General features: G+C 63.1%; 22 protein-coding genes. 17 read left to right on the forward strand and 5 right to left on the reverse strand.

The genetic code is table 11. The features are described from left to right. Nucleotides 1-1434, forward strand: a 1434-nt coding sequence (locus tag C7I85_RS31285) for an acyltransferase family protein (protein WP_106727503.1), incomplete at its 5' end; no start/stop codon positions are given. 335 nt (nucleotides 1435-1769) lie between these two features. Here C7I85_RS31285 and C7I85_RS29185 read toward each other — a convergent pair. Together C7I85_RS29185 and C7I85_RS30780 are read right to left on the reverse strand one after the other, a co-directional pair. Beyond that, a complete protein-coding gene (locus C7I85_RS29185) occupies nucleotides 1770-2129 on the reverse strand; it encodes a hypothetical protein (RefSeq protein WP_106727504.1) in 360 nt (119 codons plus the stop codon). 377 nt (nucleotides 2130-2506) lie between these two features. Further along, the gene (locus tag C7I85_RS30780; RefSeq protein WP_146149005.1) at nucleotides 2507-2761 is read right to left on the reverse strand and encodes a hypothetical protein; all 255 of its coding nucleotides are present in this window, start codon (nucleotides 2759-2761) and stop codon (nucleotides 2507-2509) included. 122 nt (nucleotides 2762-2883) lie between these two features. On the opposite strand from C7I85_RS30780, the gene C7I85_RS29190 reads away from it, so the two are divergent. The 12 genes from C7I85_RS29190 (at nucleotide 2884) to C7I85_RS29245 (ending at nucleotide 15113) form a co-directional block, all read left to right on the forward strand. After that, entirely contained in the window at nucleotides 2884-3330 is a 447-nt protein-coding gene (locus C7I85_RS29190) for a zinc ribbon domain-containing protein (RefSeq protein WP_428832928.1), read from the forward strand. A 344-nt stretch (nucleotides 3331-3674) separates the two neighbouring features. Next, on the forward strand, nucleotides 3675-5093 hold the full coding sequence (locus C7I85_RS29195; protein ID WP_106727506.1) for an FAD-binding oxidoreductase: 1419 nt from the start codon (nucleotides 3675-3677) through the stop codon (nucleotides 5091-5093). A 253-nt stretch (nucleotides 5094-5346) separates the two neighbouring features. Next, on the forward strand, nucleotides 5347-6168 hold the full coding sequence (locus C7I85_RS29200) for a GntR family transcriptional regulator (RefSeq protein ID WP_106727507.1): 822 nt from the start codon (nucleotides 5347-5349) through the stop codon (nucleotides 6166-6168). Further along, complete coding sequence (locus C7I85_RS29205; protein ID WP_181257455.1) at nucleotides 6104-7138, forward strand: BMP family lipoprotein; 1035 nt, start codon at nucleotides 6104-6106, stop codon at nucleotides 7136-7138. Before C7I85_RS29200 ends, C7I85_RS29205 begins: the two co-directional genes overlap by 65 nt. Before the next feature lie 27 nt (nucleotides 7139-7165). Next, complete coding sequence (locus C7I85_RS29210) at nucleotides 7166-8716, forward strand: ABC transporter ATP-binding protein (protein WP_106727509.1); 1551 nt, start codon at nucleotides 7166-7168, stop codon at nucleotides 8714-8716. Continuing rightward, entirely contained in the window at nucleotides 8713-9774 is a 1062-nt protein-coding gene (locus C7I85_RS29215) for an ABC transporter permease (RefSeq protein ID WP_106727510.1), read from the forward strand. The genes C7I85_RS29210 and C7I85_RS29215 overlap by 4 nt, the downstream gene beginning before the upstream one ends. Next, a complete protein-coding gene (locus C7I85_RS29220) occupies nucleotides 9771-10667 on the forward strand; it encodes an ABC transporter permease (protein ID WP_106727511.1) in 897 nt (298 codons plus the stop codon). The genes C7I85_RS29215 and C7I85_RS29220 overlap by 4 nt, the downstream gene beginning before the upstream one ends. Before the next feature lies 1 nt (nucleotide 10668). After that, nucleotides 10669-11232: a cysteine hydrolase family protein gene (locus C7I85_RS29225; protein WP_106727512.1), complete on the forward strand. Its 564-nt coding sequence runs from the start codon at nucleotides 10669-10671 to the stop codon at nucleotides 11230-11232. Next, nucleotides 11229-12113, forward strand: coding sequence for a carbohydrate kinase family protein (locus C7I85_RS29230; RefSeq protein WP_106727513.1), 885 nt, complete (start codon nucleotides 11229-11231; stop codon nucleotides 12111-12113). The genes C7I85_RS29225 and C7I85_RS29230 overlap by 4 nt, the downstream gene beginning before the upstream one ends. Next, a complete protein-coding gene (locus C7I85_RS29235; RefSeq protein ID WP_106727514.1) occupies nucleotides 12110-12892 on the forward strand; it encodes a nucleoside phosphorylase in 783 nt (260 codons plus the stop codon). The genes C7I85_RS29230 and C7I85_RS29235 overlap by 4 nt, the downstream gene beginning before the upstream one ends. After that, nucleotides 12889-13656: a sugar isomerase domain-containing protein gene (locus tag C7I85_RS29240; RefSeq protein WP_106727515.1), complete on the forward strand. Its 768-nt coding sequence runs from the start codon at nucleotides 12889-12891 to the stop codon at nucleotides 13654-13656. Before C7I85_RS29235 ends, C7I85_RS29240 begins: the two co-directional genes overlap by 4 nt. Nucleotides 13657-13661: 5 nt before the next feature. Further along, the gene (locus C7I85_RS29245) at nucleotides 13662-15113 is read left to right on the forward strand and encodes an aldehyde dehydrogenase family protein (protein ID WP_106727521.1); all 1452 of its coding nucleotides are present in this window, start codon (nucleotides 13662-13664) and stop codon (nucleotides 15111-15113) included. Nucleotides 15114-15182: 69 nt separating this feature from the next. Here the strand turns inward: C7I85_RS29245 and C7I85_RS29250 are convergent, their stop codons facing one another. Further along, a complete protein-coding gene (locus C7I85_RS29250; protein ID WP_106727516.1) occupies nucleotides 15183-16574 on the reverse strand; it encodes an FAD-binding oxidoreductase in 1392 nt (463 codons plus the stop codon). A 152-nt stretch (nucleotides 16575-16726) separates the two neighbouring features. Here C7I85_RS29250 and C7I85_RS29255 point away from each other — a divergent pair, with 152 nt between their 5' ends. The 3 genes from C7I85_RS29255 (at nucleotide 16727) to C7I85_RS29265 (ending at nucleotide 19478) form a co-directional block, all read left to right on the forward strand. Next, nucleotides 16727-17605 (forward strand): LysR substrate-binding domain-containing protein, encoded by an 879-nt coding sequence (locus C7I85_RS29255; protein ID WP_245445160.1) that lies wholly within the window; start codon nucleotides 16727-16729, stop codon nucleotides 17603-17605. A gap of 182 nt (nucleotides 17606-17787) precedes the next feature. Next, a complete protein-coding gene (locus tag C7I85_RS29260) occupies nucleotides 17788-18708 on the forward strand; it encodes an aminotransferase class IV (RefSeq protein WP_106727518.1) in 921 nt (306 codons plus the stop codon). Continuing rightward, entirely contained in the window at nucleotides 18705-19478 is a 774-nt protein-coding gene (locus tag C7I85_RS29265) for an SDR family NAD(P)-dependent oxidoreductase (protein WP_106727519.1), read from the forward strand. Before C7I85_RS29260 ends, C7I85_RS29265 begins: the two co-directional genes overlap by 4 nt. Before the next feature lie 24 nt (nucleotides 19479-19502). Here C7I85_RS29265 and C7I85_RS29270 read toward each other — a convergent pair whose 3' ends face one another. Beyond that, complete coding sequence (locus tag C7I85_RS29270) at nucleotides 19503-20624, reverse strand: NAD(P)/FAD-dependent oxidoreductase (protein WP_106727520.1); 1122 nt, start codon at nucleotides 20622-20624, stop codon at nucleotides 19503-19505. 7 nt (nucleotides 20625-20631) lie between these two features. Beyond that, nucleotides 20632-21318 (reverse strand): GntR family transcriptional regulator, encoded by a 687-nt coding sequence (locus tag C7I85_RS29275; protein WP_106727522.1) that lies wholly within the window; start codon nucleotides 21316-21318, stop codon nucleotides 20632-20634. Nucleotides 21319-21515: 197 nt separating this feature from the next. Here C7I85_RS29275 and C7I85_RS29280 point away from each other — a divergent pair, with 197 nt between their 5' ends. After that, the gene (locus C7I85_RS29280) at nucleotides 21516-22886 is read left to right on the forward strand and encodes an aspartate aminotransferase family protein (RefSeq protein ID WP_106727523.1); all 1371 of its coding nucleotides are present in this window, start codon (nucleotides 21516-21518) and stop codon (nucleotides 22884-22886) included. Nucleotides 22887-23571: the final 685 nt, after the last annotated feature.

A 23571-nucleotide genomic window follows, 5' to 3' on the forward strand; every position in this document is an offset into this window, starting at 1 on the left:
TATCTTGCGCAATACAGGGCATGGGAATTGCTGCTCGGTGCCGTCCTCGCCCTAAGCCTGATACCGCGCCCGACCCAAAGGCTCGCGCGGGAAGCCATGGCCGGAACCGGCGTCGTGCTGATCGGCGTGTCTGTTGCGACGTTTAACGATGGCATGGCCTTCCCTGGTCTTGCAGCTCTGGTGCCATGCCTGGGCGCAGCACTGATCATTCACGCGCGAGCGACTGAAGGTCCGATAAGTTCGGTGTTGCGTGCCCGGCCCTTTGTATTCATCGGCCTGATTTCCTATTCCCTCTATCTATGGCACTGGCCGATCATTGTGTTCGCGCGTCATCTGAGCGGAGTACCCCTTACGACCACCAACGGCTGGACGATTGTAGCCGCGTCGATTGTTGTGGCCTGGTGTTCGTGGCGCTTCATCGAAAGGCCGTTTCGCGGACCTTCGAGCCGGGTTCCGCGAAAGCCGCTTTTCGTTGCAGCCGCTGGTGCCGTGGCCACGTTCGCCGCGTTTGGCATCTTTGTTGCGTCCGAAAAGGGCCTCCCGAGCCGGCTTTCGCCAGCGGCGCGGCTGGCCTACGACGCTACCTACGATAAAAGCCGCTATCGCGACGAAGGATGCTTCAAAAACTCTGATGGCAATGGCCCGTCGACAGCCGACATCGCTGCGGGGAACCTCTGCCAGCTTGGCATCGAGGGTCAAAATCCGAGCTTCCTGGTATGGGGGGACTCTCATGCCGCCGCGATGTCGCCGGCGATCAATGTTGCTGCGGGGCATGCTGGCCTAACAGGGTTGCTTGCAGGAGAAGCCGGGTGCCCTCCTCTGCTCGATGTGCAGTTGCCCGACGTTAGGAATAAGGAACGATGCCGCGAGTTCAATGCAGCTGCGCTCGACCTGATCAAATCCCGCCGTATCTCGCTCGTCATCCTGCCGGCCTACTGGCCCAAATACGTTCATGCCGCCGAACTTCCGAATGAAGGGGTGTACTTCGATGCCTCGGTGCCGCCGCCTCTCGATGATCATTCAGGTCCGATTTCAGAGGCTCTGGATCGGACGCTGTTGGAACTCAAGCGGATGGGAACCAAGGTTGTCTTGGTCATGGATGTGCCCGAAATGGGGCGCAACGTACCTGAAGCACTTGCCAAGGCAATCGCGGTCGGAGCTTCCACGGATATTGCGCCACCGCGCGCCTATATCGACAAGCGCCAAGCTCTGCCCCGTGCGATGCTAGAACAGTTCGCTACCAAATACGGTGCCGTGATTATCGATCCGATGCCCGCCTTTTGCGGCAGCGATCGGTGCTATGCCGCCCGCAACGGCGTTCCCCTCTACACGGATGGGAATCATATCACTGCCACCGCGGCCAAGGGATTGAGCTATCTGTTTGCCCCAGCTTTGCGGTCTTTTGCTTCTTCTCCTGCAACGGTGGGTGGCTAAATCGCTCATTTGGGCCCGTCGTTGCACCCGGCCGGGCTGAAAATCTAGGTGAAGTATCGCGCCATATGATGGAGAGATTACCGAAGTTATGGCGACGATCTTAGCCTCTTCTTCTTGCCCTTCCGCGGTGCAAGCCCTTCCACCTCAAGGCTCTTGCGCAGGATGCCGGCGAGATCCTTGACGTTCTCCTTGGGCCGCGGCGATGGCTTCGTTGGCGGTGCACCGGTTCGCTTGGATTCGAGCTGCCAGCTAAATGGCCAGTAAGCCGATCGATAACTTCAAACCCGTGCCGGAAAGAAAGGCCCCGGCAGAAACCGGGGCCGTAGAGAACCGAATTAGGTATTTTTCTTCGTGATCAGCGTCAGCGTTCCATCCGTGTCCATGGTTGTGCCGACCACTTGTGCAGATGTCGCCCCTTTTGCGTCGAGCGCAGCTTTCGCCTCCGGGGTGGCATCAATGCTAGTGCGCAGTTGCTGGAGATTGGCTTCGCCGGCCTGTGCCGCAACTTGTTCGACCTGTTTCTGTGCCGCCTGGGGCAATTCGCTGACATCGACAACATTGATGCGCTGAATCTTTGGTGCCTCGGTAGCTACCGGTGCCTGCTTCGGCGGCTGTGGTGCCGGTGTTTCTTGTGCGTTCGCCGCCAAGACGCTGATGAAGGTGATGCTCGCTGCCAGCATGATTGCTTTGCGCATGGGTATCCCTTTCCCAGTTGGCCCCCGCCAGCCGACTACCTCACTCCGACAATGAGTCGAGAGGCTGCCAGGCACCGGGTCATTTCGTGACCATATGATGTCGACAGTGTGAGATGCGGTGCATGCGTGTTGCATGGGCTTCCCTGGCCGCTCATGGCAACTTCGGATGCTAGGCAAACCCACCGACGAACGCGTTGGTGTCGCCATTGCGAACCATTGCTGGCCGCACAGCACCACGGCAGCCGCGCGCCTTGCAGGTCGTTTCTCGCTCGATCTCATCAAGATAGAGGAATTCGCGCTCCGGCGACGTGCAAATCAGCTTGCGCGTCAGATATCCCCAAAGCAACAATCGCGCGCGGGCTAGAGGGGAGCCAATCCTACGGCTTTGTTGCTTCTTCAGCTCGAATAGCCGCCAATCGTGCCTCACGTTCTTTTTGCAGGCGGCGCTTTCGTTCCTGTGTCCAGTACTCGGGATCACGGTTGGCGTAGTCTAGTTTTTCCGAGATAGCGGCCGGGGTAGATGCGATAACCCCACCTTTCCATATGGTGGCGAAATCTGCGCGATGGATGGCCCGCACAATATCATCGAATTCATCGGAGTGATCTTCATCGTGCTGATCCACAACAAGCAACCAAAATCGCGCATCCTCGCCAGCATCCCGGTAGGCGCGTCTCTAGGCCAAATCCTGAAAGCGAGTGGAAGATCGCTGATGCGCCGCATTTGAGCATTGTCGAAGCGGCATTATTCGATCGTGTGCAAGCCAGGAAAGAGCAGACTAGCGGAGACCGTGGACGGAGGGCTCCGCGCGCGCGCCGTGTTCTTTCCGGCCTACTCCGCTGTGGTGCATGCGGGGGAGGGATGGCAATGATCGGACGTGATCGAAGCGGCCCCCGCATCCAATGCAGCACTTACGGGGAATCTGGAAGCTGTACGAACGGTGCAAGGTACTACGTCGAGCGCATCGAGGAGCGTGTGATCGATGTTCTTCGATATCAGTTTGCCGACACCAGGATCATTGACGAATATGTTCGCGCCTACCGTGAAGAGCGACGACGCATCAAGTCCGAGCTGCGTCGTAACAGGACGGCTTTGGAAAAGGCGCTGGCAGAGGTGCTAGCGCGCCGGGGCAAGCTGATCGAGAAGATGAGCCGCGACCTGATTTCTGACGAAGAAGCCGCGCCCTTGCTCCAATCTCTCTGAGATGAAAAGGCTCGCATTGAGGGCGAGCTTGCGATGGCTGGCGACGATACGAATGTCATCGAGCTGCATCCGCAGGCCTGACGCGCTTTCGAGAAAATATTGAAAGCATGGCAGCCATCTTGGCGGCCGGTGATATGCCGGACCCAGAGATTGTTGGGCCATTCAGGGATTTGGTCGCTGCAGTAGTGATATCACCGCGCGCACGCGGCGAGCCGTACACACAAATCAAAGGATACCTGTCGACCCTTATTGGATCCGACCTGTCTGCTATAAAGGTGGTAGCGGAGGCTTGCTACCCTTGTCGAGATCGAGCATTTGGGGGGCCAGCTTGCCGGAGATGCATCATGACCCAGCCCCAACCCACCGCATCGGCTCCACTCGAAGAGGATGTGCTGTCGCAGATAGAAGCCATTGCCGGACCGGTGATGCGGGAGGACAGGCTTCGCGACTGGGATCCGGGCTACCACGCCGACAATTTCGCGGCCGGCATCGCCGTCTCGCCGCGCTCGGTCGACGAGCTCTGCATACTGCTCGCGCTCTGCCATGAGCAGCGCATTCCGGTGGTCACCCATGGCGGCCGCACTGGTCTGGTCGGTGGCACGGCGTCGGCACCTGGCGGCATTGTCCTCAGCACCCGCAAGCTGAACACGGGCATCGAGATCGATCCGGTCGGCCGCGTTGCCATTGTGGATGCTGGCATGACGCTCGAAGCCCTGCAGCAGGCGGCAGCGGAACATGGCCTCAGCCCCGGCATCGACCTGCCGTCGCGCGGCAGCGCAACGGTCGGCGGACTTGCCGCCACCAATGCCGGCGGCATCGAAGCCTTTCGCTTCGGCACCATGCGCGACCGCCTGCTGGGCTGCGAATTCGTTCGCGCCGACGGTGTGCTGGTCAGCGACCTTGCCCGCGTCTTGAAGAACAATACGGGCTATGGCCTGACCGACCTGATCGCCGGGTCAGAGGGCACGCTTGGCATTATCACCCGCCTTGCGATCCGGCTCGAGCCGCTGCGCCAGGTTGCGGCCACTGCTCTCTTTGCCTTCCCGACCATCGAGGACACGCTGGCCGTCGCGCAGAATCTGCGCGACCGTTTCGGCGATCGGCTGCGGGCGGTCGAGATACTCTGGCGCGAATATGCCGAAACGATCGCGGTCCAGCACGGGCAGTCGCTTGAGGCTGTCGGCATCGGCGAGGGCGCCTTTCTACTCCTGGCCGAAACCGAGGAGACGCCCGACGGCGACGGCCAGGACCGCTTTATGGCCCATCTCGAAGCACTGTTTGAGCAGGGCCTGGTTTCTGAGGCGGTGCTGGCCCAGAACAGCAGCCAACGCGATTTCTTCTGGATCCTGCGCGAGGATGCCGACGTGCTGTTCCGCGTGTGGCCGAACATCCATTCGTTCGACGTTTCGGTGCCGCTTGCCAATCTCGGCGACTATGCGCGCGCCGTCGAGCCGAAGCTGAAGCAACTGGCCGATCAGGTTGGTGTCTATATCTTCGGCCACCTCGCGGACGGCAATCTCCACGTAATGGTCGGGCTCAATGACGACCTCCCGCATGAGGCGATGGAGGCGATTCTCTATCCGGGACTGACCGAAATGGGTGGCGCATTTTCGGCCGAGCACGGCATCGGCCTGGAGAAACGCGAAGCCTTTGCCAGCTTCAACAGCCCAGCCAAGTGCCAGACGATGGCCGCAATCAAGGCGGCGCTCGACCCGCGCAACATCCTCAATCCCGGCAAGATCTTCCTGCCGACGACGGCTTGATGGCGCCGCTCTGAGCCTGATTGGTTGCCACTGGTCTGCTGTTGCGGGCCGGGCGCTTCTGAGCAGAAGACCAAGAAAATCAAAATGATAGTGGTTCTCGACAAGCCGCGCGGCAACGCGCGGCTTGCTTGTTTTTGCGGTAGATTTCGGCCGCGGCGAGTTAGCCAGAAAAATTTCTGCGGCAAACGATCGAACCCGGCTTGTTTTCCAAAAAGCAAGCTGTACAGTTGACTGGACAAGTTGGAGGAGACTGATGGCTGCCGGTGTGCGCGATCGCGAAGGACCGCTCTATCTGCAGATCGCGGACCGTCTGCGCGAGGATATCGCCGCGCTGGGCGAGGGCGCCCGGATTCCGAGCGAGCCGCAGCTTGCCCGCGACTGGGGCGTCAGTCGGTTCACCGTCGCCAAGGCCGTGGAGCAGCTCGTCGATGAAGGGCTCATCACGCGCCGCCAAGGCAGCGGCTCTTTCGTCGCGGCCGCCCCGCTGCGCCGCCAGCCGGGATATCTGCTGAGCTTCACTGAAGCCGTCGAGGCAGCCGGCCATATGGCAACCCATCAGCTTTTGGCGTTCGAGGAAGCGACCTGGCGGCCCGACCTGCCGTATCCCGAAAATGCAGCGCTCATCCATCTTGACCGTCTGCGCCTTGTCGATGGCAAGGCTGTGGCGCGCCACCGTTCGGTGATCTCGGCCGAGCTTGCGCGCCTGACCGGCCTGACGCGCGAGGTTGCCTCGCTGCCGTCCTTTTCGCTCTATCGCTTTTTCGAGGAGCACGGCTTTTCGGTTCACAGCGCAACCGAGCGCCTGGTCGCTCGCGCGGCGGCGCCGGAAGATCGCAAGCTGCTGACCCTTGGCAACGACGCTGTCGTCGTCGCCGTCACCCGCCATTCCTTTGCCTCCGACGGCACGCTGCTTGATGCCGTCGACGCCATCTATGACGCGCGCCGCTATTCCTACGAGGCCACGTTGGTACGCCAGCAACGAAACAACGGATCCAACACGGAGACACATCATGAAAACCACTTCGATGGCGCTCGCGGCCACGATGGTCCTCGCCTCGGTCCTTGGCACGGCTAACGCCTACGCCGAGGATAAGCCGGTTGCCCTGATCGTTTCGCAGGGTGGGCTTGGCGACCAGTCCTACAACGACCTCGCCTATACCGGCTTTGAGCGTGCGCTGAAGGACACCGGCATCGAGGGCAAGCCGGTCGAGTCCAAGGAAGTGGTTTCGCAGGCGACCGAGATTCTGCGCCGTGCTTCGGATGCCGATTTCGGCCTGATCGTCGATCTCGAATATGCCCATGGCGAGCCGATGCTGGAAGTCGCCAAGGACTATCCCGACACGAAATATGTGATCCTGAACCAGGTGCGCGAGGGGGCCAACATTGCCTCCGTTCTGTTCCAGGAGCAGGAAGGCTCCTACCTCGCCGGCACGCTCGCGGCGCTGGTGACGACCGACACCTCCATCAAGGGCATTAACCCCAAGCCGGTCATCGGCGTGATCGGTGGCACAAAGTCAGCAGGTATCGACAAGTTCATCGCCGGCTTCATTCAGGGCGCCAAGGCGGCCAACCCGGATGTCATGGTGAAGGTTGCCTATTCGAACACCTTTGGTGATCCGGCGGTTGGCCTGCAGATGGCCAAGGCCATGATCGAGGAAGGGGCAGACGTGATTTATCACGTGGCCGGCGGCACCGGCATGGGCGTCATCCAGGCCGCCAAGGAAGCCGGAGTGTACGCGATCGGCGTCGACACCGACCAGGACGGCATCGCCCCAGGCAACGTACTGACCAGCATGGTCAAGCACACCGACATCGCCGTCGAGAAGGTAATGAAGGACTATGCCGCCGACAAGTTTCCGGGCGGCCAGACCATTTCGCTCGGCCTCAAGGAGAACGGCGTCGGCTTGTCTGAGATGAAGTACACCAAGGAACTCATCCCGGCTCCCATCCTCGAGAAGGTCGAGACGGCCAAGCAGGACATCCTGTCGGGCAAGGTGAAGGTCTGGAACGTGGTCGACCAAGGCTACCCGGACTTCATGAAATAAGCGCTCGCAGTTTTTCAAGAGCAGTCCATGTCAACGGCTGAAACTTTGCCGGACGCGTCGATCCGTCTGGGTGCGCAGGGCGTTACCCGGCGGTTCGGCGAGCTCGTCGCCAACGACCGCATCACCTTCAGGGCGATGCGGGGGACCATCCACGCCATCGTCGGCGGCAACGGGGCGGGCAAGTCCACACTGATGCGCATTTTGCAGGGTATGGACCGCCCCGACGAGGGCATGGTCGTCGTCGACGGCGTGCCGACCGTGTTCCTCGGGCCTGCCGATGCCTTCTCGCGCGGCATCGGCATGGTGCATCAGGAATTCATGCTGGTGCCGGGGCTGACGCTTCTGGAAAATCTCGTGCTGGCGCATGAGCCGACCGAAGGGCTTGGCCGCATCGACCGCAAGGCTGCACTGGAAGCGGCGCGCAAGCTGGAGCGCGAAGCCGGCGTGACGCTCGACTGGGACACGCCGGTGGACGACGCGCCGGTGCATGTGCGCCAGATCGTCGAGATCCTGCGCCTGCTCTATCGCGGCGCGGATGTCCTCATTCTGGACGAGCCGACGGCCGTGCTGGCGCCGGCGCAGGTGCAGGAACTCATCGTGCTACTGCGCAAGCTGCGCGCCGAGGGCCGCACCATCCTCTTCATCAGCCACAAGCTGGACGAGGTGATGGCGCTGGCGGACGAGATCACCGTCATCCGCGCCGGCCAGGTCATCGGCACCATGACGACTGCCGACACGACCAAGGCTGCACTTGCCGAAATGATGATCGGCGAAATTCTCAGTAAGCCCAGCGCCCGACCGAGCAGCGTGGGACGGCCGGTGCTCGAGATCCGCGAGCTGGCGGCGCTTGATGCGCGGCGCAGCCTGCGCCTCAAGGAACTCGACCTCGATGTCCGCGCCGGTGAGATCGTCGGCATCGCCGGTGTAGCCGGCAACGGCCAGGATGAGATTATCGCCGCCGTGACCGGCCTTGGCCACATCGAGCGCGGTCGGATCGTGCTCGACGGCAAGGACGTGACGAAGCTCGACCTTCGCGACCGGCGCGAACTTGGCCTGAGCTATCTCAGTCCTGACCGCGCGGTGGAAGGGCTTTGCCTCACCGCGCCGATCTCGGAAAACCTCATTGCCGGCCGGCATCGCTCGCCTGAGCTCAGCAAAGGCGGCATCCTGCAGAAGGGCGCCATCAAGCGCCATGTCGAAACGCTGCTCGACCGCTTCTCCGTCAAGCGCACCTCGTCGGCGCTGCCGATTGCCAGCCTGTCGGGCGGCAACCAGCAAAAGGTCGCCATGGCCCGCGAGCTTGATGGCGGGCCGAAGTTGCTTCTCGCCTGCCAGCCGACGCGCGGCGTCGACATTCGCGGCATTGCCTTCATCCACCAGTGCCTGCTCGACTATCGCGAGGCGGGCGGCGCGGTGTTGGTGATCTCGGAAGAGCTGGAAGAACTCATCGCGCTCTCGGACCGCATAGTCGTTCTTTATGACGGTCGCGTCACTGGCGAGGTGGCGCGTGGCTCGGCGAAAGTCGAGGAGCTTGGGCGCATGATGCTGGGCGAAACCCGCCAGGAGATCCCCGCATGAGCGCTGTTGCTTCTTCCGCTCGCGCGGCTCCGGGCATCGGCTGGCGAGACATAGCGCTGGCCATCGCGCCACTGGTTCTTGCGTTGATCGTGGCCGCCGTCGTGCTCGGCATCGCCGGCCACAACCCGCTCGAGGTCTATTGGCTGCTGCTGAAAGAGTCCTTCGGCGGCACGAAGCGTGTTGCAGCCACGGTTGCTGCTTCCACGCCGCTGATCCTCACCGGCCTTGCGACGGCGGTTGCCTTCCGCACCGGCGTCTTCAATGTCGGCGTCGAGGGCTCCTTGCTCGTCGGTGGACTGGCCGCCGCCTTCGTTGGCTTCACCTATGTCGATCTTCCCGCTGCGCTGCTGCTACCGCTGGCGCTGGGGGCTGCCGTGGTCGCGGGCACGCTGTGGATGCTGGTACCGGCTGTGCTCAAGGCGCGCCTGGACGTTGACGAAGTGGTGACGACGCTGATGCTCAACTTCATTGCCGTCAGCTTCACGGCCTGGCTCGTCAACGGCCCGCTGCTGGCACCCGGCTCGGCCAATTCGGCGACGCCGATGGTGGTCGAGGCGGCGCGCCTGCCGAAGCTCATGCCGCCTTCAACGCTGAATGCCGGCTTCCTCATCGCGGTGGCGCTGCTGGTGCTCTACTGGCTGTGGGGGCGCGGCACCGCGCTTGGCCTTGAAACCCGGCTTGCCGGTCTCAATCCGCGCTTTGCCATCGCCTCGGGCATCAATGTGCCGATGCTGATCGTGAAGATGATGCTGCTTTCGGGCGCCATCGGCGGCCTTGCCGGAGGCATCCAGGCGCTGGGTACGGTCAACCGTTTCGTCGTCGGCTTCTCGCCGGGCTACGGCTTTACCGGCATAGCTGTGGCGCTGCTCGGGCGAGGATCTGCAATAGGCATCTTCCTTGCGGCACTCCTGTTCGGCGCGCTGGCCACGTCGGGCGCGACCATCCAGCTCTTCAGTGACGTGCCGATCGAGATCGTCAACATCCTGCAGGGCACGGTGATGATCTTCGCCGTCGCCCGTTTCAGCTGGCTCCTGAAAAACCGGCGGGGCGGCAAATGATCGACAACATCATCCATGCGGCGTTCGTCATGACGACGCCGATCCTGCTTGCCGCGCTTGGCGGCCTAGTCAATCGTATCGCGGGGATCGTCAATATCGGCCTCGATTCGATGATGCTGGCGGGCGCGCTCGCTGGGCTGATGGTTGCTTCGCTGACCGGAAGCTGGCCCGCAGCGCTGCTTGCCGCCGCATTCGTCGGCGGCTTTCTCGGCCTGCTGATGTCGCTCACCGTCACCCGGCTGGCGGCCAACGAGATCATCGTCGGCCTCGGCTTTAACATCGCGGTTGCCGGGCTGGTGCGCTTCTTCCTGAAAAGCTGGTACGGCACTTCGGGCACGCTCAGCTTGGCCGATGTGGCGATGCTGCCGCGCATCCATATTCCGGTGGTGGCCAACATTCCCGTGCTGGGCGCGATCCTGTCGGACCACGACCCGCTCACCTGGGCGGCCTGGCTGCTGGTGCCCGTGTCGGCGTGGTTCCTGGCGCGCACCCGGCTGGGCTTACGCCTGCGCGCAGCAGGTGCAGCACCGCACGCGGCGCGGGCGCTTGGCCTCAATCCGCTTAGCCTGCGCGATGCCTCCACCGTCTTCGCCGGCATGATGGCGGGACTGGCCGGCGCCTATCTCTGCATCGGTGTGGTCGGCATCTTCAATGAAGGCATCACCGCCGGCCGCGGCTTCCTCGCGCTCGCCGCCTTCTATTTCGGTCGCAACCGGCCATGGGCCACCGCACTCGGCGCCCTGCTGTTCGGCCTCTTCGACGCGATCCAGATCCGGCTACAGGGCAGGGGCCTGCCGGCGGAACTGGTCCAGACCCTGCCTTACGTCATGGTCATCGTGATCCTCACGCTGGTCGCCATCACAGTCAAACGCGCGCGGAACAAAGGAGCCTGACATGGTCGAAAAAGAAAAGACCGCGCTCATCTTGGTGGATGTCATTAACTCGTTCTTCGAACCCGGCCAGCCCAACTACTATGCCGGAGTGGAAAGCGTGTTGGAGCCGATGCGAGCGCTGCTCAAGACCGCCCGCGGGTCGGGAGCCATCGTCGTGCATGCGGTGGAAAAGCACCGGCCGGAATTCCACGACTTCGAATGGCGCAAGCTGCCGGTTCACCACCTGGAAGACGCGCACGACGCCGCCTTCTTCGAGGACTATTGTCCTGAGGGTCCGAACGAAACGATCATTTTCAAGCGCCGGTTCAGTGCCTTCTTTGCCACCGATCTGGCGCTCTTCCTGCACGAGCAGAAGGTGACGCGCGTCGTCATCGCCGGCGTCAAGACCAATGTCTGTATCCGCGCCACCGCGCAGGATGCCTTCGCCAGCGGCTTCGAACCGGTGGTGCCGCGCGAGGCGACGAACTCCAACCGGCCGCATCTGGCCGAAGCCTCGCTCGAGGACATCGACCGCTATATGGGTCGCGTTGTGCCGCTCGAGGACGCGCTTGGAATGCTCGCATGACTACGATTGCGATCACCGGCTATGCCAGCCTCGACCATGTGGCGATCCTTGACGGCTCGCCGCAGGCCGGGCTGACGACGACCATATTGCAGCGGCCCCAGGATGGTTGGCCGCGCCTTGGTGGCGGACCTGCCTTCGTGGCGATGGCGCTGACAGCGGCGGGCATAGAGAACGCCGTGCCGGTGAGCTGGATTGGCGACGATGCGGCCGGCCAGACCTATCGGGACCAGCTCTCGTCCAAAAACGTCTCGCATGAAGGACTGGAGGCAGTCGCAGGCGCGCGCACACCTGTCTCGGTGCTTGCCTATGAGCCGGATGGCGGCTGCATCTGCCTTTACGATCCTGGCATGCCGACGGGGCTGAAGCTGTCGCCCACGCAAAAGGAACTGATCGCTAACGCCGATTGGGTCTGCGTCACTATAGGTCCCTCGGCCGTCAACGACGCGGTGCTCGACGCTATCGGCGATGCCACGCGCCTTGCCTGGATAGTCAAGCATGATCCGCGTGCCATGTCGGCGACGCAGGCCGCACGCTTTGCCGCGCGCGCTGATCTCATCTGCTTCAGCCATGCCGAGAGTGCCTTCGTTCAGGCGGCGCTTGATAAGGCTGGAACGGCGCGGTCGGGTCGCATCCTCATCGAAACGCGGGGCCGGCAGGGCGCGACCATCACCCGCGATGGTCAGTCCGTAGAGGTTTCGGCCGAACCGATTTCCGTCACCGATCCCACCGGGGCCGGCGACAGCTTTGCCGGCGGTGTGCTGGCAGCACTCGCCCAGGGCGAGACCGACCCCGAAGCCATCGTGCGCTCCGGTCACGCCGCGGCGCGTCGCCTGCTTCTGGCGCGACAGACTTCCGAAAATGAAAGTGCATTGAGAGAATGAGCAAGCAAGACGAAAAGACCAATACCGCCTGGTACATCGGCGCAAAACGCGATCAGGTCGGCAGCGGTGCTATCCTCGTCGGCGATCCGGCTCGTATCGACCGCATCGCGGAACATATGACGGATGTCGAATTCCTGCCGGAAAACCGTGGTCTGCGCACGGTCACCGGCACGCGCAATGGACAGCGCATCACCGTAAGCGCCTTCGGCATGGGCGCGCCGATCGCCACGATCGTCATGCATGAACTCTTCGCGCTCGGCGTGCGCAGCTTCCTGCGCATCGGCACCGCGATGGCGGTGCCGCCGGCAAAGTTGGGCGATTTCGTGCTGGCTGACGGCGCGCTACGCGCCGAAGGCACTTCAAACACCTACGCGCCGCTCGGTTTCCCGGCGATGGCCGATTTCGACCTCAATGCCGGCTTGCGCCAGCGGCTCGCCACTTCGGGGCGCAAATGGCATGCTGGCGTCTACGGCACCTATGACGGCTTCTATACGGAAATGTTCGGCCTTTCGGGCGAACGCCGGGCGATGATCGACAAGCTGAAGCAGGACATCCAGCGCCTCGGCCTGATCGGCACCGATATGGAAACCTCGGCGCTGCTGGTGGCCGCGCGCGTGCTCGGCGCAGGTGCCTCCACGCTCTGCATCGCCACCGTCGATGCCTTCACACAGGAAAAGATCGATGACGCGGCGATGAGCGTCGCCGAGCGCGAACTGTTCGACGTCGCGCTGGATTCGATCGCGGAATTTGCAACGAAGAAGAATGAGGTGACGCAATGACGTCGATGGTCGACCGTTATTTCAACAACCTGGCCGAGCGGCTCGAAAAGGTCCGCACCACGCAGGCCGCCGCAATCGATCAGGCCGCCGAGCTGTGCGCCAAGAGCATTGCCGCCGACAAGCTGGTCTTCACCTTCGGCACCGGCCACGGCGCACTGCCGGCACTTGAGAGCTTCCCGCGCACCGGCACGATCGCCGGCTTCCGCCCGATCGTGGAAAGCACGATGATCTCTTTCCACCGCGTGCTGGGCGACATGGGCGCGCGGCAGTACCGCTTCATCCATGCCGTCGAAGGCTACGGCAAGGCGATCCTGAACTCGCACCAGATCGACCCGCAGGACACGATGGTGCTGTTCTCGCACTCCGGCATCAATGCGGTGATCCTGGACATCGCGCTCGAATGCAAGGAGCGCGGTTTGAAGGTGATCGGCGTTACCTCGCTGCCGCATTCCAGCGTGACGCCCTCGCGCCACTCGTCGGGCAAGCGCCTGTTCGAGGTCGCCGACGTCGTCATCGATACCGGCATTCCGAAGGCCGACGCCGCACTGAAGATCGATGGGCTGGAGCATCCGGTCGGCGCCAACTCGACCAGCGTCACCATCGCGATTGCGCATGCGATCGTGGCGACGACGGCGGAGAAGCTGGTTCAGCAGGGCATCAAGCCGTTCGTGATGGTGAACCCCAACACGACCAGCAAGGCAGAAGCCAACAAGCAGAACGACCTCAACTATGAGGAACTGTGGCGCAGGCTGAAGTCGCGGTGAGCATCATGGAGAGAGGTCTTTTCATCGGCGGCACCTGGCGCGAAGCCAGCAATGGCGACCGCCTCGAAATCCGCGATCCGGCAACCGGCGAACTGGTCGGCTCCAGCGCCTTGGCGACGCGTGCAGACGTCGATCTGGCGGTCGTTGCCGCAAGCCGCGCCCTGCCGGGCTGGTCTGCCACCCATGCCGATCAGCGGGCAAAGATCCTGCACCGCGCGGCCGATCTGGTCAGCGAACGCATCGACGCAATCGCCGCGATGCTGACGCGCGAGCAGGGCAAGCCGGTGCCGGATTCGCGCAAGGAGATTGCCTTCGGCATCGAGGTGATCCGCTACTATGCCGAGGAGGGCCGCCGTCTCGGCGGCTCGCTCCGTCCCTCGTCGCGCTCCGACATCAAGAGCATGGTGACGACCGCGCCAGTCGGCGTCGTCGGCGCCATCGTGCCGTGGAACTATCCGGTCGATCTCTATTGCTGGAAGATCGCTCCGGTGCTGGCGGCAGGCTGCACGCTGGTGGCCAAGCCGCCGCACGAGACGCCGCTGGCGATCGGCATGGTGGTCCAGTGCTTCATCGAGGCCGGGGTGCCCGAAGGCGTGGTCAACGACATCCCCGGCACTGGGCCGGAGGTGGGTGCCGCACTTGCCGAGCACCCCGACATTCGCATGATCACGGCCACCGCCTCGGTTCCGGCCGGCCAGTCCATCATGCGGGCTGCCGCCAGCAATCTGAAGCGGTTGTCGCTGGAACTTGGCGGCCAGAGCCCGTTCGTGGTGCTGGACGACGCCGATCCGGTCGAGGCCGCCGCTGCTGCGGCACGTCGCTCCTTCTCCAACATGGGCCAGATCTGCATCGCGGTGAATCGCATCCTCGTCTCGAAGGGTATCCTTAAGGAGTTCGTCGAGGCGCTGGTGGCCGAAACGCAGAAGATCAAGCTTGGCAATGGCAGCCTGCCGGGCGTGCTCTATGGCCCGATGCTCCATGAGGGCGTGCGCAAGCGTGTGACGGACCATGTCGAGGACGCGGTCGCCAAGGGCGGCAAGCTGCTCGTCGGTGGAAAGATCCCGTCCGGCGAGGAATATGCCAAGGGCTTCTTCTACGAGCCTGCTTTGGTCGACAATGCACCGGACAATGCGCTTGCGCTGACCGAAGAAACTTTTGGACCGCTCGCCGCCATCCGCCAGGTAGCGGACGACGCGGAAGCGCTGCGGGTCGCCAATGCACTTCCTTATGGCCTGGCGGCTTATGTCTATTCGCGCGATCTGGAACGCGCCTGGGCCTTGGCCGACAGGATCGAGGCGGGTGCGATTGGCGTGAACGTCAATGACACGACCGAGCTACAGGCGCCGTTTGGCGGCTGGAAGATGAGTGGCATGGGCCGCGAATTGGGTCCGGAAGGCATCGAGGCATTCCGCGAGTCCAAACACATCAAGATGCGCGTGCGCTCGTTGACCGCGTAGGCTGCGCGCTGCATCCGGAAGGGCCGGCTGGCGCCGGCCCTTCCACTCATCAGGCAATGCGTCAGACAATCACAGGCTCGGCCTGATGTTCTGGTTCATGCGGAAAAGGTTGGTCGGGTCGTATTTGTTCTTCAGCGCCACCAGCCTCGAATAGTTGGCGCCATAGGCGGCCTGTACGCGGTCCTCCCCTTCGTCGCCCAGATTGTTCACATAGACAGCGCCGGTCGAAAATGGCCTCATGGCAGCCCAAAAGGCTCTTCCCCAGGCCAGATTGGCTTCGTCATCGGCCGGATCGTCCCAGATTGCGATAGGGAAGCAATCATAGGCTGCATCCCGGCCGCCATAGGCCGTGGCCGCAGCCGGCACGCGGGCAATGGCGCCGCCAACCTGCTGCAGCACCGCAAGAGCCGAAGGCGAGGGGGCCGTGGTATAAGCCTCTATCAGGGCGTCGATCGCAGCGTCGCTGATTTCGCGCAGGAACTGCGCCTTCCAGTAATAGCGTTTCCCGCGCGGAAAGATGCTGTCGCCCGCGGACTGGATCTGAAGATAAGGCACGGCGCCGAGCCGGCTCTCAAGCGGCTTGCCATAGGCCCTGAGCGGCGCCAGCACGCGCTCGCCCTCGACAAACGGGCCACTGTGGCAGGCCGAGATGCTGAACACGCGCTTGCCCGGGGCAGCGGTGGCCATGGCCGCATCGAGGCTCAGCTCGTCGGGGGCGTTGCGGGAGAACTCATGATAGAAGCGCATGGCGTCGTGGGCGTCGGCCTCATCGAAGACGAAGGAACCGGCCAGCACGTTCGGCCCGACCGGATGAAGCTTGTATTCAAAGGCGGTGACCACGCCGAAATTACCGCCGCCGCCGCGAAGGCCCCAAAACAGGTCGGCATTCTCGGTTTCGCTTGACCGCAGCAGCCGGCCGTCGGCCGTCACGATCTCGGCTGCCAGCAGGTTGTCGCAGGCAAGGCCGAACCGGCGCCCGAGCTTGCCGAAGCCGCCGCCCAGCGTCAGACCGGCAATGCCGGTATCGCCGTTCACCCCCATTGTCGTCGCGAGGCCACGGGCCTGTGTGGCCGCGTCGAACTCGGCGAGTGACAGGCCGGCTTCGGCGCGCACGACGCGGCGTTCGACGTCGACATCGACCGCCTTCATGCGCGACAGGTCTATCACTAGCCCGCCATCACAGACCGAGGCGCCGGCTACATTGTGGCCTCCGCTTCGCACTGCAAGCGGCAACCTGCTTGCTTGGGCGAAGGCAATAGCTGCAATCACATCATTGGCTTCTGTGCAGTAGGCGATGATGGCGGGACGGCGGTCGACAACGCCGTTCCACACAGAGCGCGCCTTGTCGTAGGCCAATGAACTGGGCAGCACGATTTCGCCGCTGAAGTTTCGTTGCAGGCGCTCGAAATCCTCGCCGCCATAAAGCACGTCGCTCGAGACTTCGGCTGTCAGGGAGTGCATGGGCCAGTCCTCCGGCTAGTACCGCGGCTTTCGCGTGGCACCGGCCATTTCACACTGGAAACCGGATGGGCGCAAAATCCAAGTTTTCAGGTGCTGGGTGAACTGAATTCATCTAGGCTCATCGCATGAGAAGACTTCCGCCCCTGTCTTCATTGCGCGCATTCGAGGCGGCCGCCCGGCATCTGAGCTTTCAGAAGGCGGCGGCTGAACTTGGCGTGACTTCGACGGCGATAAGCCATCAGATTCGATCTCTGGAGGAATGTTGCGGGCAGCAGCTGTTTCGCCGACGGCCGCGTCCGCTGCGGCTCACGCCCGCGGGACAGGACCTGTTTCCGGTACTGCGCAACGGCTTCGATGCCTTCTCCGCCATGTTGGAGACGATTTCCTCCACGGCTGAAGCGCGGTCCCTGCGGGTCACAACGACGAATGCCTTCGCAAGCCGCTGGCTGGTGCCGAGGCTGCCGCAATGGCGAAAGGCGTATCCCGACATTCCGTTGGAGGTGATCGGGACGGACAGACTGCTCGACCTGCGCACCGGCGAGGCCGATGTGGCGATCCGCTACACGCGAACCGTCGCTGCCGACAGCGGCGCGCAGGAGATGTTCCGCGACCGCTTCTTTCCGATGTGCAGCCCGGCTTTGTTGGGCGCCGGCCGGCCTATTATGCGGCCCGGAGATTTGCGCCAGCACCCTCTCATTCATTTCGACTGGCTGAAAAGCGATTCCGAAACGCCGACCTGGCGCCGCTGGTGGGCGGAGGCTCGCGCGATGGGCGCCGGGCTATCGGAAACAGCCAATGTCTGGGATTTGAGTTTTCGCGAGGAGACGCACGCAATCGAAGCGATTCTTGCCGGCCAGGGCATCGCCATCTGTAGCGACGTGGTGCTGGCGCGCGAGCTTGCCAGCGGCGCGCTGGTCAAGGCGCACGAGCTTCCCTTGCCGGGCTACGGCTTCTACCTGGTTCAGCCCCCCGACCATCCGCGCCCGGCCGTCATTGCCAAGTTCTCCGAATGGATCCGATCGGCGCTCTGACGCGGCTTGCCTTCGGGTGCCGTGGCCAGCACGTGGCGGACGGCTGGCGTGTTGCCAGCTGTCAACTTCACTGGCATGCCGTCCCCCTAGCAGTTTCCATCTTGGGCTTATGCCTAGTCTCCGGGCGGTGCCGGCATTTGCCGGGGCCGCAAAGTTCGAAAACCCACGCAGGACGAACCATCATGACTGAGACGCAGTACAATCCGGCGGACGGGATAGCCTTCGTCGAAGGTGTCTACATGCCGCTCGCGCAGGCAAGCGTGCCGATCACCGATCGTGGCTTTGTCCGTTCGGATGCGACCTATGACGTCGTCCATGTCTGGAACGGCCGCTTCTTCCGGCTGAAAGATCACATCGAGCGCTTCCAGGCCTCCATGCGTGGTCTTCGCATGAGCCTGCCATATAGCTCGGAGGAGATGGCGGAGATTCTCATCGAGTGCGTCCGTCGCAGCGGCCTGCGCGATGCTTATGTGCAGATGACCTGTACGCGCGGCATTCCTCCGCGCGGCACGCGCGACCCGCGCCTATGCCAAAACCGCTTCTATGCCTTCGCCCAGCCTTTCGTCTGGATCGCCAATGAGGAGCAGCGTCGGGATGGCCTTAGCATGGTGGTGAGCTCGGTGCAGCGCATCCCGCCCGAAGCCATCGATCCGCGCATCAAGAATTTCCACTGGCTCGACCTGACGATGGGCATCTTCGAAGCCTATGACCGCGATGCGGTCGCTGCCGTGCTGGTCGATCGCGACGGCAACGTCACCGAGGGTGCCGGCTTCAACGTCTTTGCGGTTCGCAACGGGGTTCTCGCCACGCCGGAGAGCGGCATGTTCGAGGGCATGACCCGCCGCACCGTGATCGAACTGGCGCAGGAGCTTGGCATTGGCTGCGAGGTGCGCCCCGTAAGCGGCGACGAACTGCGGGCGGCCGACGAGATATTCATCACCAGCACCGCCGGCGGCATCATGCCTGTGACCGTGCTTGACGGCCGCATCTATGGCAACGGCAAGCCCGGCGCGCTGACCAGCCGTCTCAACGAGATCTACTGGCAGCGGCACGGCGAAGGTTGGCTGTGCACCGAGATCGACTACACGACGAGCGTAGCATGAACGAAGTGTCCGCATCCCGCGTCTTCCTGGTCACCGGCGGCACGCATGGAATCGGCGCGTCCTGTGTCAGGCGCCTTGCCGCCGACGGCAGCCGGGTGGTGTTCACCGGCCGGGACCGTGACGCGGCCGATGCCCTGGTGGCGGAAATTCCGCAGGCGGTATTTGTGGCTGGCGACGCCTCGGTCGAGGCGGATTGCAAGGAGGCGGTGGCAAAGGCGCTCGAACTTGGCGACGGGCGCATTGCCGGTCTCGTCAACAATGCAGGCATGAGCGCCCGCTTGCCTTTCGACCAGGCAACCTTCGAGGACTGGAACCGGGTGATGACGGTGAACACCGGCTCGGCCTTCCTGTTCACGCGCCATGCGCTCGAAGGCCTGCGGGCGGCCAAGGGTGCGGTGGTCATGATGTCGTCAATCGCCGGGCTGGTCGGCGAAGAGGGGCTTTCTCTTTATACAGCCTCCAAATCCGCGTTGATCGGCCTGACCTATGCACTTGCGCTGGAGTTCGGCACGGAAGTCCGTTTCAACGCGATCTGCCCCGGTCAGATCGCCACGCGCATGATGGCCAGGACGCTGCAGATTCCCGGGCGGCGGGAAATGCTGGAAAGCCGTATCCCGGTCGGGCGGCTCGGCACGCCGGAAGACGTGGCAGAAGCGGTGTTCTGGCTGCTTTCGCCTGCGTCGACTTTTATCAATGGCGTGGTGCTGAGCGTCGACGGCGGCGAAACTGCGGGCTTCCTCACGCCCGATACCTCGAGCGGCGGGAACTGACTGCGGAACGGTCAGCGGAGGTATCTAGGCGCGTTCGCCGTCGATCAGCCTTACCGCGAGATCGGCAATCGCAAGGCTCGAGGTCAGGCCCGGGCTCTCGATGCCGAACAGGTTGACGAGATTGTCGATGCCGTGGACCGCCGGTCCCTGGATGACGAAATCGGCGTTGGCCTCGCCGGGGCCGGCCAGCTTGGGGCGTATGCCGCTATAGGTCGGGTGCAGGCTGTCGTCGGGCAGGTCCGGCCAGTATTTGCGGATCTCGCCATAAAAATGGTCGGCCCGGCGTGGGTTCACCCGATAATCGATGTGATCGATCCACTCGACGTCGGGTCCAAAGCGCATGCCGCCATTGAGATCGAGCGTCAGGTGCACGCCAAGTCCGCCGGGTTCGGGGATCGGATAGATCAACCGCGAAAAGGCTGGCTTGCCGGCGACGGAGAAATAGTTGCCGCGTGCATAATGGAGCGGAGGCGCGAATTTTGGATCCAGTCCGGCAAGCGCCCCGGCCACCATGTTGGCCGAGAGCCCGGCCGCGTTGAAGAAGCGCGTTGCGGCGATCTCGAATTCCGCTCCGTTTGCGCTGTCGCGCGTCTGCAGCACCACGCCGTCGGGCTCGACTCGTCCCGCAACGATGCGGGTGTTGAAGGAGACGAAGCAGCCCCTTTCCTCCGCCTCGCCCAGCAGCGCGATCATCAGGCCGTGGCTGTCGATGATGCCGGTCGAGGGCGACAGAACCGCCGCCGTGCAGTGCAATGCGGGCTCCAGCGCCTGGGCTTGGGCCGCGCTCAGCATCACAAGGTCGTCAACGCCGCAGGCGCGTGCCTTATCTATGATGGCTACCAGCGTCTGTTCCTGGTCGCTGCGCGTAGCGGCGATGAGTTTGCCGCAGCGGCGATAGGGGACGCCACGCTCCTCGGCAAAGGCGTAGAGCTTCTTGCGTCCTTCAACGCATAGCTTCGCCTTGAGGCTGCCAGTCGGGTAATAGATGCCGGCGTGGATGACCTCGGAATTGCGCGAACTCGTCTCGGTGCCGATCGCGTCAGCTGCCTCGACCACGATGGTCTCCCAGCCCCGCCGCGTTGCCTCGCGTGCGATCGCAAGGCCGATGACGCCGGCGCCCGCGACGATGCAGTCGACCTTTTCCATGCTCAGTTCACCGATCCATCATGCCCTGCTCGCGAAGCGCAAAGCGCTCCAGAATCACCTTGCCAGCTTCGCCGATGTCGTCTGCGATTGCACGCTCGGCCGCATCCTGGTCGCGCGCCTCGATCGCGCGGAGGACCGGATAGTGGTGGTCGATCATCACACGCCCGCCGGCTTGGTAGGATTCGGCAATCAGTGGACCCATCTGCAGCCAGAGGCGGTAGAGGATGCCGCGCAGCACCGTCATATTGGCGATTTCGGCAAGCGCGAAATGAAAAGTCTGGTTGAGCTCCAGTGCCTCGAGCCAGTTTTCGTCCTGGATCGCCTGTTCGTTGCGTTCGATCAGCTCGCGCAGGCGGGCGATGTCGCCGGGCGTCGCCTTCAGCGCGCTTTCGCGCGCCGCCAGCCCCTCCAGCTTCAACCGTATCTGTCGGATCTCGCGGTAGCGCCCGATGGTCAGTACCGGCACGCGCACATCGCGCGCCGATTTCTGGACCAAGGCCTCATCCTGGATCAGCCGAAGGATCGCGTCCCGCACCGGTGTCACGCTGGTGCCCAGGGACTGTGCCAGATCACGGATGGTCAGGCGCGCATCGGGGGCGAAACGGCCTTTGATCAGCGCCTCCGAGATCTGGCCGTAAACCGTGTTGCCGAGGTTTTCGTGCTCAAGCGTCTGGAAGGTGAACTGTCCACTCATGGCCCGGAGCATCCCGCGGGGTCTGTGTCTCGGCAGCTCGCCTTGACACCCCAAACTATAAAATACATGATGCATCAAACAGCAAATTTGCTTGATCTGCAAGGGCGATCCGTCGCGATGCCCTCGGGGACAAACGGGTCGCCGCAGCAAGCGAGCACATGTCGCGCGAGCAGCGCGCGCTAACACAGGAAGTCATCATGGACGCTCAGCCCAATTCGCCCGAAGCCCGCGATATCCTCTATCACCTCCATGCCTACACCAATGCGCGCAAGCATCAGGAAACCGGCCCGATGATCATCGAGAAGGGCGAGGGCATCTATGTCGAGGACAGCAACGGCAAGCGTTACATAGAGGCGATGGCCGGCCTTTGGAGCGTGGGCGTAGGCTTTTCCGAGCAGCGTCTGGTCGATGCCGCGATGCGCCAGATGTCGAAGCTGCCCTTCTACCATAACTTCGGCCACAAGGGGCATTCACCGCTGATCGATCTGGCTGAGAAGCTGGTGAAGATGGCGCCGGTGCCGATGAGCAAGGCGTTCTTCACCAATTCCGGATCCGAGGCCAACGACACGGCCATGAAGATGATCTGGTACCGCTCGAACGCGCTCGGCCAGCCGCAGCGCAAGAAGATCATCAGCCGCAAGCGCGGCTATCATGGCGTGACGATTGCGTCCGCGAGCCTCACTGGCCTGCCGAACAATCAGATTTCGTTCGATCTGCCGATCGCCAATGTGCTGCACACGTCGAGCCCGCACTATTGGCGTGAAGCGCTGCCGGGTGAAAGCGAGGAGCAGTTCTCGACCCGCTTGGCGAACGAGCTTGAGCAGATGATCCTGGCCGAGGGGCCTGAAACGATCGCCGCCTTCTTCGGCGAGCCGGTGATGGGTGCCGGCGGTGTCGTCGTGCCTCCGGCCGGCTACTGGGAGAAGATCCAGGCCGTACTTAATAAGTACGGCATCCTGCTGGTCGCCGACGAGGTGATCTGCGGCTTCGGCCGCACCGGCGAGATGTTCGGTTCGCAGACTTTCGGCATGAAGCCGGACATCATGGTGATGTCCAAGCAGATCTCGTCGTCCTACCTGCCGATCTCGGCCCTGTTGATCAATGATCGCGTGTTCGAGCCACTGGCTGACGAAAGCAATCGAATCGGCACGTTCGGTCACGGGTTCACCGGCGGCGGCCATCCTGTGGCGGCGGCGGTCGCGCTGGAGAACCTGAACATCATCGAAGAGCGCGACCTCGTGTCGAATGCGCGCGAGGTGGGCGCCCATATGCAGAAGCGTCTGCGCGAGCTCGCTTCGCACGAACTCGTCGGCGAGGTGCGAGGCATCGGGCTCATCGCGGCGGTCGAGTTGGTGGCCGATAAGGCGACGAAGGCCCCCTGGGGGCAGCCCGGCGCGTTGGGCGGCCTCGCCAATGGTTTGCTGCAGCAGAACGGCGTCATTTCCCGCAACATGGGAGACGCGCTGGCCTTCTGCCCGCCGCTGATCATCACCAAAGAGCAGGTCGACACTCTCGTCGATGCGCTCAAGGTTTCGCTCGATGCGGCTGCGGCTCAGGTGAGAGGCTGAGCCGGGTAGCTGCAACGGCGCTCAAGCCTGAAAGACTCTTTTGGAAAGGGGACCGCGATGCGGTCCCCTTTTTGTTTGGGTGTCCGAATCGTTGGTTTCTCGGATAGCCGGCGATCCCGACTCGCACGGGTTGTGAGTCGAGCGGGGCGGGCCGTCGAGTAGCTGGCAGTGCAGAATCGGTCGGGGCTCCAGAACCGAATGGGCTTTGTTCGGCGATTCTGCGGGAATCGGCGTCGCTATAAAGAAGCAGGCCGAAGGCGTGCTCCGCGTTCCTGGCGTGCTTTCCGCCGTTTCGGCGCCGGTCGCGTCCGATGGATTGCAAAGAATCCCGCGCGGGGAGGGTGGCGAGTCGGGGTTTGGGGCCTGATTCCGGGCCTGTTTGGCCTTCTTTGGGTGTCCGCTGGGTGCGGGATCAGGGGCGGGTCTGGAATCCGGGAGGCGCGGCGCTCGAGCTTCCGCAGGGATCTGCGGGGGTTTGGTGGTTTGTGTCGTAAAAAGTTCAAACGGGGTGCAAATTGGCGTTGACAGTTTGAGGGGGTGGGGCCTATATACGCCTCAACAACGAGGGCGGTGCGCCGCTGGCGGCGAGGAAGTTCGCTTCTGAGAAGCCCTGGTTGACGAAATCAAGCGAGCCGCGTGAGCGACCTCGGATGGCCCCTGGAGCTAGAGTGAAGGCGGGCCGCGA

Origin of the sequence: Pseudaminobacter soli (ex Li et al. 2025), from assembly GCF_003012705.1 — a bacterium.
Lineage (GTDB): Bacteria > Pseudomonadota > Alphaproteobacteria > Rhizobiales > Rhizobiaceae > Pseudaminobacter > Pseudaminobacter soli.